This is a genomic window from Hymenobacter defluvii (genome assembly GCF_017589435.1).
In the GTDB taxonomy this organism is placed as follows: Bacteria; Bacteroidota; Bacteroidia; order Cytophagales; family Hymenobacteraceae; genus Hymenobacter; species Hymenobacter profundi.
This window is the reverse complement of sequence record NZ_JAGETX010000007.1, coordinates 204,856-218,828: the sequence shown is the minus strand read 5'-3', so window position 1 is coordinate 218,828 and position 13,973 is coordinate 204,856. Positions and strand designations below refer to the sequence as shown.

The 13,973-nt window shown below is 59.4% G+C and carries 11 protein-coding genes; 4 read left to right on the top strand and 7 right to left on the bottom strand.

Annotated elements, in window-relative coordinates:
• Nucleotides 1-4 precede the first annotated feature (4 nt).
• The 3 genes from J4D97_RS14240 to J4D97_RS23550 all read right to left on the bottom strand — a co-directional run bounded on the left by J4D97_RS14240 (nt 5) and on the right by J4D97_RS23550 (nt 1,799).
• Nucleotides 5-427 carry a hypothetical protein gene (locus J4D97_RS14240; RefSeq protein WP_208308118.1) on the bottom strand — a complete coding sequence of 141 codons (423 nt, stop codon included), beginning with the start codon at nt 425-427 and terminating at the stop codon, nt 5-7.
• A 97-nt stretch (nt 428-524) separates the two neighbouring features.
• The gene (locus J4D97_RS14235; protein WP_208308117.1) at nt 525-971 is read right to left on the bottom strand and encodes a hypothetical protein; all 447 of its coding nucleotides are present in this window, start codon (nt 969-971) and stop codon (nt 525-527) included.
• A gap of 120 nt (nt 972-1,091) precedes the next feature.
• Nucleotides 1,092-1,799 carry a PD-(D/E)XK nuclease-like domain-containing protein gene (locus J4D97_RS23550; RefSeq protein WP_185282973.1) on the bottom strand — a complete coding sequence of 236 codons (708 nt, stop codon included), beginning with the start codon at nt 1,797-1,799 and terminating at the stop codon, nt 1,092-1,094.
• A gap of 204 nt (nt 1,800-2,003) precedes the next feature.
• On the opposite strand from J4D97_RS23550, the gene lysA reads away from it, so the two are divergent.
• Nucleotides 2,004-3,152, top strand: a complete 1,149-nt coding sequence (gene lysA / locus J4D97_RS14225; RefSeq protein ID WP_208308116.1) for a diaminopimelate decarboxylase — start codon at nt 2,004-2,006, stop codon at nt 3,150-3,152.
• Between the two features lie 152 nt (nt 3,153-3,304).
• On the opposite strand, the gene J4D97_RS14220 is transcribed toward lysA, so the two are convergent.
• Nucleotides 3,305-4,957 carry an ArnT family glycosyltransferase gene (locus J4D97_RS14220; RefSeq protein WP_208308115.1) on the bottom strand — a complete coding sequence of 551 codons (1,653 nt, stop codon included), beginning with the start codon at nt 4,955-4,957 and terminating at the stop codon, nt 3,305-3,307.
• Nucleotides 4,958-5,137: 180 nt separating this feature from the next.
• Between J4D97_RS14220 and J4D97_RS14215 the strand changes: the two genes are divergently transcribed.
• The 3 genes from J4D97_RS14215 (at nt 5,138) to J4D97_RS14205 (ending at nt 10,167) form a co-directional block, all read left to right on the top strand.
• Nucleotides 5,138-6,637: an SDR family oxidoreductase gene (locus tag J4D97_RS14215; RefSeq protein ID WP_208308114.1), complete on the top strand. Its 1,500-nt coding sequence runs from the start codon at nt 5,138-5,140 to the stop codon at nt 6,635-6,637.
• Between the two features lie 341 nt (nt 6,638-6,978).
• Nucleotides 6,979-8,862, top strand: a complete 1,884-nt coding sequence (locus J4D97_RS14210) for a prolipoprotein diacylglyceryl transferase family protein (RefSeq protein WP_208308113.1) — start codon at nt 6,979-6,981, stop codon at nt 8,860-8,862.
• A gap of 186 nt (nt 8,863-9,048) precedes the next feature.
• Nucleotides 9,049-10,167 (top strand): mechanosensitive ion channel family protein, encoded by a 1,119-nt coding sequence (locus J4D97_RS14205; protein ID WP_185282968.1) that lies wholly within the window; start codon nt 9,049-9,051, stop codon nt 10,165-10,167.
• Between the two features lie 169 nt (nt 10,168-10,336).
• Here the strand turns inward: J4D97_RS14205 and J4D97_RS14200 are convergent, their stop codons facing one another.
• The 3 genes from J4D97_RS14200 to J4D97_RS14190 all read right to left on the bottom strand — a co-directional run bounded on the left by J4D97_RS14200 (nt 10,337) and on the right by J4D97_RS14190 (nt 13,917).
• Nucleotides 10,337-10,606: a hypothetical protein gene (locus tag J4D97_RS14200; protein ID WP_208308112.1), complete on the bottom strand. Its 270-nt coding sequence runs from the start codon at nt 10,604-10,606 to the stop codon at nt 10,337-10,339.
• Between the two features lie 45 nt (nt 10,607-10,651).
• Nucleotides 10,652-11,290, bottom strand: coding sequence for a sce7726 family protein (locus J4D97_RS14195; RefSeq protein WP_185282966.1), 639 nt, complete (start codon nt 11,288-11,290; stop codon nt 10,652-10,654).
• Between the two features lie 92 nt (nt 11,291-11,382).
• Complete coding sequence (locus tag J4D97_RS14190) at nt 11,383-13,917, bottom strand: type IA DNA topoisomerase (protein WP_208308111.1); 2,535 nt, start codon at nt 13,915-13,917, stop codon at nt 11,383-11,385.
• Nucleotides 13,918-13,973 lie beyond the last annotated feature (56 nt).

Here is a 13,973-nt window from a genome sequence, read left to right as displayed (position 1 = left end):
TAGCCTACCCCAGGCTTTGCAGCCAAGCATCGGCCTCCGACATGAGCGAGAAACGCTTGTATGTTAGCTGAGCTGGTGAAATAGAAATCACTGATTGCGTTGATAACCGGTGAATTGGATCATCGCCCTCCACAATGGCGCAGTAAGCAAAATTCGCTTCTGCAATGGCCCGCGGCACCCAATTGGTAGCAATCCACTGCTGAGCTTCAGCCGAAAGGGGCCGCCGGCCGCCGTGCTCCGATAGTATTTTGGTGGCCCCAGTGCGCAGCAATAATAGCAATACCTGCTCGTAGAATGCCTCCAAGGCCATTTGGGTGATGCGCTCGGCACTCCAAGCCAAATGCATATACCCTATTGTGTTGTAGAGCAAACGTCCCGCCTCGTTTTGATAAAACTGGGTTCCACGCGCCTGTATCAGTGTGTTCATACCTTGCAACTGCCTCCTGCGAATACCAGGAACTGCGCCTTATGTGCAAGGAGCCTGCCACCTTCATTGTCGGCACTCAAATTTACACTGCCTGCAATTATGGCAGCACCGGATGGAGTTGTAGGTTTTTTTGTATCCAGTGCTTGGCCTCGACAATAGTAGGCTGCGTTACAGGGTGTATCTCGTACTCTTGGCTTGCTAGTGTTTTAGCGCTGTAACTGGACGCAGCAATCTGCCCAAATACGTTTTCCGACTGCACAATACAGATATGGCGGACACCTGCGGCATAGGCACGCGGATTCCAGTCGGTATTCAGCCAGTGCTGGTCGTCGGAGGTTAGGGCACTCATCTGGCGGGTGTCGGCCAGCCAGCCCAAGGGAGAAGTTCGCTTAGACTCTTCTTCATAGCAGACCAACGCTTCGTTCATCATAGACTGAAACTGCTGTCGATTAGCGAACGAATGCCACTGGGTGGTGATGCAAGGCACCTCCGGATCGAACAGCACGGAACCATAAGAATAAGCAGCCAGTGTAATATCAGCCATGAGAGGAGCAAGTAATAGGCCGGTCTTGGCAGCCGGGTGGGGTAGGGCAATAAATAGAAGCGCAGGAGCGCTACCTACGCTCGTACTTGCATAAGGTTACAGTAGGAGATACTGTGGCGCTTACTGCGCGCCCAAATTGTCGGCAATTGTGCGTACAGCTTCGCTTAGATACGTGGGCACCTCGGCAGTAGGTTGCAGCAGGCGCAACAAGTAGAGGTACTTACGGCGGCCATCGGCCAGCATATCGGGCGTCACCTCCACCGTGAACACACCGAATGGCTCAAATTTCTGCACCCCTACCAGCAAGAAACGGTCGGCGTGCAGGGCATCTAGGTAGAAGGCGGCCTGGCGGTCGTAGTCGAAACCGGTACACTGGGCGCGAAAATGCTCGTAGTCGCGGGCACCGGTAGTCTTAAAGTCGATAATGGTATACGGCTGATTGGGCTGGTCTACCACCAGATCGGCGCGGAGCTTACATAGAGTGTTGGTAGTGGGCTCCGTGAACAGACAGCTGGGCTCGGGCACCCCTACCTCCAGCAGCTGGCGCAACTCGGGTTGCAGCTTCACGCCTTCCACCAGCCACCACACCAGCGTGTCGTTGAGGCCAGGCTGGCCGGGTTGGTACTGCTCAGGCTCCAGCAGGGCCGTATGGAAAGCAGTGCCAAAGCTGAGGGCACTCTGGTTGCCGGGCGTGCGGGGTAGGCGGCCATTCAGGGCGTCGCGCAAGCGCGATAAATCGGAATTGGCCACGGCCGGCAGGGCGCGGTAGTCGTCGTAGGGTAGGCGAAGCAGGTCGGGGCGGCGCGCTGGGTCAGTTGGATAAGTCACGGGCAAAGAACATGAATCGGCGGTAAATAACTCCGCTGTGCTTGGTAAAACCCTGTGTATACGCAACAGTTTTATCCTAGCGTTTCCATGCCGTTCTTTGTGGGACAGTTGTTAGTTGTCGGTAGGTAGATGTTAGCTGCGAATGCTTTGAGTGAAACTACCCCGTGGCAATTGACAACTACCCACTGACAACTTTCTGACCTGATGTCATTTCACCTGCCGGCGGATTTGCTTGACCGCCCTACTCCTTATTACCTCTACGACCTAAGCCTGTTGGAGCGGACGCTCCACACGCTGCAACAAGCCGCCCAGGCGCACAACGTGCAGGTGCATTATGCCCTCAAAGCCAACGCTAACCTGCCCGTGTTGGAACGCGTGCGGCAGGCCGGTTTCGGAGCCGACTGCGTGAGCGGCAATGAGGTGCAGCGGGCTTTGGATGCCGGCTTTGCGCCCGACCATATTGTGTTTGCTGGGGTAGGAAAATCCGATGCCGAAATCAATCTGGCGTTAGCGGCCGATATCTGGTGCTTCAACGCCGAGTCGGGGCAAGAGCTGGAGGTGCTGAATGAGTTGGCTGGCGCACAAGGCCGACGTGCCCGCGTGGCGCTACGCGTGAACCCCAATGTGGATGCACATACTCACCACTACATCACCACTGGCTTGGATGCCAATAAGTTCGGTATCAATCTAGCCGATTTGCCGGCCACTGTGGAGTTGCTGGAATCCTTACCCCACCTGGAGTTGATAGGCCTGCACGCCCACATCGGCTCGCAGATTACCAACCTGAGTGTGTTCGAGAAGCTCAGCCACAAGATCAACGAGTTGCAAACCTGGCTGGAAGAAAAAGGCTACCACCTCCCCCACCTCAATGTGGGCGGCGGCCTGGGCATCAACTACGACGACCCCGACACCGACCCCATCCCTGATTTTGAAGCCTATTTTGCGGCCTTCGATCAGCACCTGCACCGCCGCACCGGCCAGCAGGTGCACGTGGAGCTGGGCCGCTCGGTGGTGGCGCAGTGCGGCACGCTCGTGAGTCGGGTGCTCTATGTGAAGCAAAGTCAGCAGACCAATTTCGCCATCCTCGACGCGGGCATGACGGAGCTGATTCGCCCGGCCCTCTACGGCAGCCACCACCACATCCAAAACGTGACCAGCACCGCCGAAACCGAGAAGACCTACGATGTGGTAGGTCCCATCTGCGAGTCGTCGGATACGTTCGGCAAAGGCATCCTCCTACCCGAAACCAAGCGCGGCGACCTGATAGCCCTGCGCTCAGCCGGCGCCTACGGTGAGGTCATGTCCTCCGAATACAACCTCCGCGAGAAAACGACTCCGGTGTATGTGGGATGAGTTTGTGAAGTGGTGAATAAGAAAACGCGTGTCATCCTGAGCGCAGCGAAGGACCTTCTCACGCTTGAACGACTATCGTAACAACGACTCATTCAAGCGTGATAAGGTCCTTCGCTGCGCTCAGGATGACACGCGTTTTCCTATTCACCACTTCACCAGTATAACGTCCACTTGCCTACTTTTTCCTGATGCTGGGTGTAGCGGAGCAGGGGTTTACGTCCTTCTGGCAGGTCACCTTTTACGAGAAGGGCGGGGTGCTGGCGGAGGAGGCTGTCGAGGGTGAGCTCCTGTTGAGCGTCGCGCAGGTTGAGAAGGTTTTGCTGCCAGGCCTTCGTTGGCTCGAACTGCGTTTCGCGGGCCAGAGCATCGTTGCCGTCGTAGAGGGACACGGGTAGACGGCCCGTGGCAAACGCCAGGGACGGTAGTAACTCATTGTAGACCAGCACAGGACGCTGCGTTAGGTGGTGCTGGTGCAGCAGCTCGGCCAGCGGACGACTACCGTTGAACAGCAGCTCGTTTTGCCGCAGAATGGGCTTGGCAGCCAGTAGCAGCACCACCGTGAATAAGGCCGGCAACATCAGCAGCCGTGGCGCCATACGTACCTCATCCCACAAGACCAAGGTAGCCACAATCAGGACTACGCCCGCAGCCGGCCAGATGGCCGTAAAGGGTGTAATTTCCAACGGAAACTTGCTGTCGATGGCCAGTATCGGCAGTATGCACAGCGCGGCCAGAATGAGGCCGTACAGAATACCGAAGCCGCCGTACCAGCGTTCCAGAGCGCCATCGGTGCAGCGGCCCAGGTAGTAGGCCGTAAGCAGCGCCACCCCCGGAAACACTGGCAGCACATACAGCAGCAGCTTGGAGCTGGACAGCGAGAAAAACACCAGCGGTACCACCACCCAGAAAATAAGCACGTTGCGCCACTGCTGCGGCACTGTGCCCCAGCGCGTGCGCACCACCTGCGTCACCAAAGCTACCGACCACGGCAAGCTGGTGGCGGGGGCTAGCACCAGGTAGAACCACCAAGGCTTGCTGCGGTGGAAGGTGGCGGCGTTGGCAAAGCGCTCCACGGTGTGCTCGTAGAGAAAATAGCGCACGAACACCGGGTTTTCCATCACCAGATAGATATACCAGCTCAGCCCTACCAACACAAACAGCCCAATGCCCGCCGCGTGGTGCCAAGTGAAAGGTCGCCGGGTCTGTTGGCGCTTGAAGTAAAACCCAATCACCGCCATCAGCGGCAGCACAAAGCCCACCGGGCCTTTGGTGAGGAAGGCCAGCCCCAGCCCTACCCAAAACAGGTACAGCGCCCAGCGGCGGCCATCGTGGTAATAGCGCAAGATGCCGTAGGCGGCGGCCAGCTCCAGCGTAGCCAGGTAGGCATCGGTGGTAACGTTGAGGGCCGAGATGAGCACTACGGGTAGGGTGCCGTAGATGACGGCCGCGCCCAGAGCGCGGGCACGGTCGCCGGCAAAGAGCAGCAGCCCCACGGCATACACCAGGTACACTTGCAGCAGCACGGCCAACACTGGCAGCAACCGGGCACCCAGGGCCGAATGGTTGGCCAGCGCCAATCCGGCAGCCGTGAGCCAGTACGTGAGCGGGGGCTTATGAAAGTGCTGAATGCCCAGCAGGCGCGGGTGCAGCCAGTCTTGCCCCGTGAGCATCTCCCGCCCGATTTCGGCGTAGCGGGCCTCGCTGCTTTCCAGCGGCCCCCAGCTGTTCAGCCCTACCAAAAAGGCCAGCCCCAGGGCCAGAATAAACAGCCAAAGCCAGAGGCGGGAAGCAATAGAACGCGGCATAAGCAACAGAATCAGACTGCAATGTTACCCAAAAAGCCGCGGGTATGAGCCGCAAAATGTGTCGGAGCTAGTAGCACGGGGCAGCCCTACCCTAGTCCTTGGCTACAGTAGCCCTTATTTTATGGCAAACTAACTATCTGACAACTCGTTACTTCAGTATCACTCTTGCCATTCCTACCCATGAAAATTCTGCTCACTGGCGCTACCGGCTACATTGGCCAGCGGCTACTGCCCTTGCTGGTTGATGCGGGCCATCAGGTGGTGTGCCTGGTACGCGACCGGCGCCGCTTCGAATTGTCCGAGTCGCTAAAAAACCGGGTGAAGGTAGCCACCGGCGACCTGCTTCAGCCCGACTCGCTGTCCGATTTGCCCCTCGATATCGACGCGGCCTACTACCTGGTGCATTCCATGAGTGGGCACGATACCAACTTTTTCCGGGCCGAGCAGGAATCGGCACAGCACTTTGTGGCCTACCTCAACCGCACGCCGGCCCGGCAGGTTATCTACTTGTCCGGCATCGCCAATGACCGCGCCTTGAGCACCCATCTTCGCTCGCGCCGGGCGGTAGAGAAGGTGCTAAAGAGCGCCCAAACGGCCCAGCTCACCGTGCTACGGGCTAGTATCATTATCGGGTCGGGGTCGGCTTCGTTCGAGATTATTCGGGATTTGGTGGAGAAGCTGCCCGTGATGGTCACGCCGCGCTGGTTGCAGTCGCGCTGCCAGCCGCTGGGCGTGCGCGATGTGATGTTCTACCTCACGGCAGTGCTGGATAACCCGGCGTGCCTGGGCAAGTCGTTCGACCTGGGTGGCCCCGACGTGCTGACGTACCGCGAAATGCTGCTGGGCCTAGCCCGCGTGCGGGGCTACCGCCGGCTGGTGCTCACGGTGCCCGTGCTCACGCCGCGGCTGTCGTCATGGTGGCTGTACCTGGTTACCAGCACTACCTTTTCACTGGCCCAAAGCCTGGTGGAAAGCCTGCGCAATGACACAGTGGCCGACCCCAAACGCAGCATTGCCAAGGCCGTACCCCACACCTGCATGAGCTACGAGGAGTCGTTGCAGCTGGCTTTCCAGCGCATCGAGCAAAACGAAGTAGTGAGCAGTTGGAGCGATGCCCTGAGCAGCGGCGTGATGGAACGGCACTTCATGGACCACATGCAGCTACCCCAATACGGCGTGCTGCGCGACTGTCAGAAACTCCGTTTCTGGCGCGACCCTGAGGAAGTGCGCCAGAACGTGTGGCGCATTGGCGGCGACCGAGGCTGGTACAAGGTAGACTGGCTGTGGCGCCTGCGCGGCCTGCTGGATAAGCTGGTAGGCGGCGTGGGCCTGCGCCGCGGCCGCCGCTCCCCCACCGATCTGCGCGCCGGCGACCCGCTCGATTTCTGGCGCGTGCTGGTAGCCGACCGCCGGGCGCGGCGCCTGCTCCTCTACGCCGAAATGAAGCTTCCTGGCGAAGCGTGGCTCCAGTTCCGCATCCTACCCAACGACGACGGCACGCACACGCTGGAGCAGCTGGCGGTCTTTCGACCGCGGGGACTGGCCGGGCGCCTGTATTGGTATGCGCTGGTGCCGTTTCACTTCATCATCTTCAAAGGCATGATTGAAAACATTGTGCAGTACGGCGATACTACACCGGCCGCGCAGCCCGTTCCGCGCCTGCTACCTCAGCCAGGTTAAGGCACGTCACAAAGAATTGGAACGCAGGATGTCCTTTTCTTTCCGTGTAATACATTGATAATTAAATTATAACGCAGCCTGATCAGCTTTTTTAAAAGTCTGATCAGGCTGTTTCTTTGTCTGCGTATGTGCTACCCGGCGGGTAGCTTTACTCCTGTTACCTTCCTATCCACTATCGGGTTAGCTTGTGTTGCGGCTGGTACCCCTATCGTACCCCGCTCATCCTTACGCACGATGCAGAAGCGCCCCGGCGAGTAACCGTCCGGGGCGCCTTTATTTCTGCATTTGTCCGCGCCGCCTTCGTCGGCGCACTTGCCTGGCCATCTCTTTTTATCCTATCGATGTATTCCTACCCCCTACCGGCCCCTGTGCTCCCCTCCCCACACGGGCACGTCTATTACACGCAGTTTTATATGCTGGCCTTTGCCCTAGGGCAGGCGCTGCTGCTGTGGGCCGGCTACCGCCGCGGCTATGCATGGCGGCCGTGGCTGGTGTTACTGGCGGCGTCTACGCTGGCCTTCATTCTGGGCACCAAGCTCATTGCTCTACCCTTAGCCGACTGGCCCGCCATTTTGGCGGGCCAACCCTGGCCCACCGACCCCGCCCGCTCGGTGCTGGGCGGCGCCATAGCAGGCACGCTAGCCCTACTGGCGCTACGCCGCTGGCTGGGTTTCTCCTGGCACGTGTTCGATGTGTTTGCCTTGCCCATGTGCCTCACACTGGCGGTGCAGGGAGTAGGGTGCCTGCTCACGGGCTGCTGTTTCGGCGAGCTGGCCGAAGCCGGCCCCGCTATCCGATACGCTCCCGACACCCTGCCCTACCTCTGGCAGCTTCAGCGGGGCCAGCTCGCGGCCACTGCTGCTGCGTCGTTGCCGGTGGTGCCTATTCAGCTCTATTCCTTGCTGCTGTATGTGGGGGTAGGCGTGGTGGTACTGGCTACGCGGCGGCGCGTATGGCCTGGTGGTAGCCGCTACCTGCTCTATCTGGGCTTGGTGCTGGCTGGGCGCTTTGTGCTCGAATACTGGCGCGACCCAGCCGGCGAGCAGGTAGGCGGCGCTACTTTGGTGCTGGCGGGCGTGGCCCTCAAACAAGTGCAGTGGGTACTGCTACCTATAGCCCTGACGGCTCTGGGCTGGTGGACTATCCGTATTCGCCAACTTGATCAAATGACAGTTGCTACCCCACCATTGGTGCAGCCTGCACGAAACCTAGTAACGGTGGCGGGCCTGCTCCTACTCACCGCACTATTGGGTCCCGGCGCCCTCACCCTACCCGAGGTAGTATCCGTGAAAGCAACCCTACTACTGGTAGTGGGCATGGAAGCAGCTTGTCTGTTGCGCGGGTATCAGCCCCGAGTAGCCTACCTGCCGCTGGCGTTGGTACTGTTGATTGGCGTGCTGACCAGCCAGAAAGCTGCGCCCGACAGCACGCGCAACCGCTATTTCACCTTCAGCCCCGCTTTCATGCAGGGCAAATATGACCAGGATTTGCAGGAAGCTGCTAGTTCAGGAGGCTGTTCTGGCGGCGGCGGCCCCGCCATTCGGCGCGCCTATTACCACCGCTACCAGGTGGCCGGTGGCGGTATTTCCTACACCGATGCCGATGACCCGGATGGCAACCGCCGCTTGTTTGGAGCAGAAGTGCTGATGGGTACTGAGCGCATCGGCTACCGCGAGTTGGACCTCAACGGCTCCTTCCTCACCTCCGACGAAACCGGCCACGCCAATAAGTCGCTGTTCGACCTGCACCTATTTGCGGAGCGCGACCGAGTACTAGGCAACGCTGGCACTTTGGGCATAGGCTACCGCCTGGGATTTCACGCAGGCAACCTGGGCTACCGGGCCGACGATGCCCGCGATATCACGTTCACCGAGCGGCACATGATTTTGTCACCCGACCTCATGCTCTGGATTGGACGGCGCGACCGATTCTTTGTGCAAGCCGATATGGGCCGTAGTGTAAATGGTTTGGGTACCATCGGCAGCACCTTCAGCCTGGGTTCGGGCTTTGGCCAAACCCACGGCAGCTTTGCGCAGGGCGGTGTGGCATTCGACGAAGCCAGGTTGGGCATTACCCAGAAAGCTACAGCCTTTGTGAGTGGCAACGTGCGTCTGGGCAATAGTGGCTTGTGGGTAGAGCCCTACGCGGCCACTAGTTTTAGCCGGACGCACCGGCTTAGCCTGCGCCTGCACTACCGGCTGCCCGTGCAGGGCAGCAACCGCTGATACAATAACAAACTTACTATTTGCCAACCCCTACCCGTTACCTTGCGTACGTTGGGGCTATACTCATCGGGTTTATCGCTACCCTGAGTGCTTCCGAGGTACTATTCCTCTCCCTCCCCCGCTCTGCTTTCTGCCTGCCATTGCCGAAGCCCCACCCGCGGCCCCGCGTTCTAAAACGGCTTTTTGATGCAACACTTTCAAACACTTCTGGATACCTTACCTGCCTGGCTCGGCAACGTGCTATTGGGCGTTGCTGCCATTGCGGGCGGACTCTTATTGCGCGGGTTGCTTACCAAGGCTCTGCGCTACTACCGCAGCTTTTCAGATGGCTTCATCGTCAATTCGCTGATTCGTCGTCTGCGGCAACCGCTCAATTTCTTCATTCCGGTTCTGATTCTGGTCCTGATTCTGCCGCTGATGACGCTAGAGCCGCCCGCGCACCGCACGGCCACGCGGGTCCTGGGAATTCTGGCCACGGCGGGCTTTGCCTGGGTACTCATTCGGCTGGTGTATGTGGGCGAAGAATTCGTGTACCACAGCTACGACCTGACCAAGGACAACAACATCAAGGAGCGCAAGATCCGGACGCAGCTCCAGTTCATTCGGCGGCTGGCTGTTATCGGCATTGGACTGCTGGCGGTGGCGGCCATTCTACTCAGCTTCGATAGTGTGCGGCGCATCGGCGCGGGCCTGCTGACGGGGGTAGGAGTTGGCGGTATTATCGTCGGTTTTGCGGCCCAACGGTCGTTGGCCAACTTACTGGCCGGCTTCCAGATTGCCTTCACCCAACCCATTCGCATTGATGATGTGCTGGTGGTGGAGGGTGAGTGGGGTCGGGTAGAGGAAATTACGCTCACCTACGTGGTCCTGCAAATCTGGGATCAGCGCCGCCTGATTTTACCCATCAACTACTTCATTGAGAAACCTTTTCAGAACTGGACGCGCATCTCGGCCGAGATTCTGGGCACGGTGTTTATCTACACCGATTACACCCTACCCGTGTCCGCCCTGCGCGAGGAACTTACGCGCCTGCTGAAAGCCAGCCCGCTCTGGGACCAGCGCGTGAATACGCTGCAAGTCACCGATTCCAAGGAAAGCACCCTGGAAATCAGAGCCCTGATGAGCGCCCGCAACTCGTCCGACGCATTCGATCTACGGTGTTTTGTACGCGAGCATCTGGTGCAGTTCATCCGCGAAAACTACCCCGAGGCCCTACCCCGCACTCGCGCCGAGCTGTCGTACGCTGACCAGAGCCTGCTGGGCAGCCGCCCCGATTTCCTCCCCGCCGTAGCCGACCATCGGTAGAGCATTTGCTTGGGCGCTATCCTAAACGTCTTCTGTCATTCATCAACTCTTGTCATCCTGAGGGGAGCGAAGGACCTTCTCACGTGAGAACGAGTCGTTAGTGCGCTTGTCATTCTCACGTGAGAAAGTCCTTCGCAAGCTCAGGATGACAGCATTAGCAGTCCCTCCCCTACCCACCTACTTGTATCAACACAAGCATAGCCACCACCACGGCCACGTAAATACCCAGCGCCAGCCATTCGGCCCGGTTCTTAAAATCGTAGGGGAACAGGGTGCGGGCGCGCTGCTGCACCCAGTAGGAAGCCAGGAAGCCAAAGGCCGTCAGCCCCAACCCCAGCCCCTGCGGAATCACCTGTCGGAACATTAGCAGCAAGGCTACCAAGGGTAGCAACCCGATTAAGTAGCCCAGCAAACGCGCGGCAAAAAGAGTATTGGGCATGGCAGAAAACGGGTTGTTTTTAAATGTAGAGAGGCGAACATCCGGCTATGGCAATCCGCGGGGTCGTTTACGCCGCTTGATGCGCTTGATGGTTTTTCGCCAGGGCTCCCTAGGTGGCTGCGACTCGCGTAGGGCTTTGCGCTCGGCCCGCTTTTGCGTGCGCACGGGTAGGCGAGCCGTGAGCCGCTCACGCGTGTAGCGCGCCCAGTGCGACACCGGAATATTGTGCGCGTGGCGCATGATGTGCATCACCTCGCGCCGCTGCATGGTGCTCACGCCGCGCAGCCCGCGCGCGAGCATAAATTGCCGCAGCTCGTCCACCATCAACAGGCCACCCAGGGCTGTGCGCTCCACGGCCGAGTTGTAGCCCGCTTTGCGGTGCGTAACGATGCCTTCTTCTGTGGCCACCATCACGCCTACCCATTCTGGCAGCAGGGGCATCAACTTGGGTAGGTGCTTTTCGGTCACCACAAACGTGACGAAATCGTACACCAGCATGTAGTGCCCTAACTGGTGGACAACCCGCTGCATGGTGTCACCGGCACCTTTGATTTCGTAGCAGTGCATAAACTGCTCGGTGATGTGCACAAGGTCGGCACGGGTGCCCCCGGTGGGCAATTCTTCAATATACACGCCTTCGGTGAGCAGCGGATACAGCAGAGCACGGATGGCAGGATCGTTCATAGGTAAAGTAAAATGATGATAGTCGTAATGTAGTAAACAGAAGGATTTGGGCCATGCGGCACCTTAAAGTATGGCAAGTAGGCGGCCGTCACCTACCCTTTCTCGAACACGGGCTCTATCCTACCTTCGGCGTTGAGTTGCAGCGCCGCCGCGTACCGCTCGCCGGTCCGGCTCGACACGAAGCCGCGAATCGTGCCGGTTTTGCCCTTGCGCAGCAACTGGTTCATCTGCACGTCGCTCAGCTTCTTGCCGCCCCACTCAAACGGCGCCCGAAACTGGCAGTCCTCGCGGAAGCGCGAGCAGCCCCAGGCAGCATTGCCGCGTAGCATAGTGCCCAGCTTGCACACCGGGCACGGAATCTGGCCGGGGTCGGTGGAGGTAGTGGGCTTGCTCTCAGCGGCGCGCACCAGCTCTAGCTGGTACTGAGGCGTGAGACGCACGGCCGCGTCAAATTTCTGCCCGTCATCGTCTAAGTAGCCTTTGATAACGGGCGTGCGGCCTTTGGCAAGCAATACACTTACCTGCTTGTCGGTGAGCTTCTTCCCGGCAAACTCGACGGGCATACGAAACTGGCAGTTCTCGCGAAAACGTGAGCACCCAAACGCCGCTTTGCCGCGCAGGATGCCACCCGTCTGGCACTTCGGACATGGGCCGAGGCCAATGGTTGGCTGTTGACTGTTGACTGCTGGCTGTTGGCTTCTTGCTGGCGCTTGGCTCCCCCCCGAGGCTGGGAGGGTAGGGTCTGCAATCAGCCGGCGCGAACCGTCGTGCTTTACCTCGTGCACCACCTCACGCACCAGACTTTTCAGCTCGTCCAGGAAATGGTCGGGCTGCAAGTCGCCGCCTTCAATCTGGCGCAGCTTCTTTTCCCACTGCCCGGTCAGCTCCGCCGATTTCAGGGTAGGGTTCCGAATCAGACCAATCAGCTCAACGCCGGTGGGTGTGGGTATAATGCGCTTTTTCTCGCGTCGGATGTAGCCGCGCTTGAAGAGGGTTTCGATGATGTTGGCGCGGGTACTGGGCCGACCGATTCCGTTTTCCTTCATGGCCTGGCGCAACTCGTCGTCGTCGATGTTGCGGCCAGCGGTTTCCATGCCGCGCAGCAACATGGCCTCGGTGTACTCGCGCGGAGGCTGGGTCATTTTCTGGTCGAGGCGCGGTTTGTGCGGGCCGCTCTCATCCTTCACGAAGTTGGGTAGCACGGTGCTCACCACGTCGTCGCTGTCGGCCTCGCCGGGTGCTTTAGGGGCGCTGGGCGCTTGTTGCTTCTCCGGGTCGCCGTACACCACGCGCCAGCCGGGATTCAAAATCTGCCTACCCCGCACCCGGAAAGGGTAGCCGGCCGCCTCAGCCGTCACGGTGGTGTTCGATACTTCGCAATCGGGATAAAAAGCCGCCAGGAAGCGGCGCACGATGATGTCGTACACGCTGTGCTCCTGGCTACCCAGGCCGCCGGCGCTGGCGCCAGTTGGGATGATGGCGTGGTGGTCCGTCACCTTCTGGTTGTTGAATACCTTGGTGCTCTTGCGGATTTTGGCGGCCAGTAGCGGCTGCGTGAGACTGTGGTAGGCGCCCAAGCCTTTCAGGATGCCCGCAATTTTGGGGTACTGATCGTCGGGTAAGAACGTAGTGTCTACGCGCGGGTAGCTCACTACTTTTTTCTCGTAGAGGCTCTGCACCGTGCGCAGCGTGTCCTCGGCCGATAAGCCCAACTGGTTGTTGCACTGCACCTGCAACGAGGTCAGGTCGAACAGCGCCGGCGGCGACTCATAGCCTTTCTTGATTTCGACACCCGTAATGGTCAGCGGCACATCTTTCACGGCGGCCATGGCCGTGTTGGCTTCTTCCTCGCTCACGAAATAGCCGCGAGCTTTCAGGCGGGCCTTTTCGTCGGGCTCGTCGTCCTCGGCCTTGCCTTTTTTGGGCGGGGCCACGTGGCTGAACATGGTGCCGCGGTACTCCGTGCGCAGCACCCAGTAGGGCTCCGGCTTGAAATTCTGAATCTCGTGGTAGCGGTCGACGAGCAGGGCCAGGGTAGGCGTTTGCACGCGACCCAGGCTCAGCACCTGCCCACGGCCGGGGGCATATTTCAGCGTGAACAGGCGGGTAGCGTTCAGCCCCAGCAGCCAGTCGCCCACGGCGCGGCTCTTGCCGGCCTGGTACAGCCGGTCGAACTCGCTCCCCTCGCGCAGGTTGGCAAACCCCTGGCGGATAGCCTCTTCCGTAAGCGACGAGATCCAAAGACGCTTGAAGGGCTTGCGGTACTTAGCCTCCGTCAGCACCCAGCGCTGAATAACCTCTCCCTCCTGCCCGGCGTCGCCGCAGTTAATGACTTCCTCGGCCGCGTCGAGTAGCTTTTTGATGACGTTGAACTGCCGCACCACGCCATCGTCGCGGCGCATGAGCTTGATGCCGAAGTTGTCGGGCATCATGGGCAGGTCGTGGATGCTCCAACGCTTCCACTCGGGGCGGTAGTCCTCGGGTTCCTTGAGCTGGCAGAAGTGCCCAAACGTCCAAGTGACCTGGTAGCCATTGCCCTCGTAGTAGCCGTCCATTTTGCGGTTGGCGCCTAGTACGTTGGCAATTTCACGGGCCACACTGGGCTTCTCGGCAATACAAACCTTCATCGTCGATTTTGCAGATGTTGCTGAGGTAATCTCAGCGAATAATCAACAAAGATACG

Bases quoted from the DNA above. Each gene is read 5' to 3' on its own strand.
- J4D97_RS14240 (WP_208308118.1), bottom strand. From the start codon at position 427: ATGAACACACTGATACAGGCGCGTGGAACCCAGTTTTATCAAAACGAG.
- J4D97_RS14235 (WP_208308117.1), bottom strand. From the start codon at position 971: ATGGCTGATATTACACTGGCTGCTTATTCTTATGGTTCCGTGCTGTTC.
- lysA (WP_208308116.1), top strand. From the start codon at position 2,004: ATGTCATTTCACCTGCCGGCGGATTTGCTTGACCGCCCTACTCCTTAT.
- J4D97_RS14220 (WP_208308115.1), bottom strand. From the start codon at position 4,957: ATGCCGCGTTCTATTGCTTCCCGCCTCTGGCTTTGGCTGTTTATTCTG.
- J4D97_RS14215 (WP_208308114.1), top strand. From the start codon at position 5,138: ATGAAAATTCTGCTCACTGGCGCTACCGGCTACATTGGCCAGCGGCTA.
- J4D97_RS14210 (WP_208308113.1), top strand. From the start codon at position 6,979: ATGTATTCCTACCCCCTACCGGCCCCTGTGCTCCCCTCCCCACACGGG.
- J4D97_RS14205 (WP_185282968.1), top strand. From the start codon at position 9,049: ATGCAACACTTTCAAACACTTCTGGATACCTTACCTGCCTGGCTCGGC.
- J4D97_RS14200 (WP_208308112.1), bottom strand. From the start codon at position 10,606: ATGCCCAATACTCTTTTTGCCGCGCGTTTGCTGGGCTACTTAATCGGG.
- J4D97_RS14195 (WP_185282966.1), bottom strand. From the start codon at position 11,290: ATGAACGATCCTGCCATCCGTGCTCTGCTGTATCCGCTGCTCACCGAA.
- J4D97_RS14190 (WP_208308111.1), bottom strand. From the start codon at position 13,917: ATGAAGGTTTGTATTGCCGAGAAGCCCAGTGTGGCCCGTGAAATTGCC.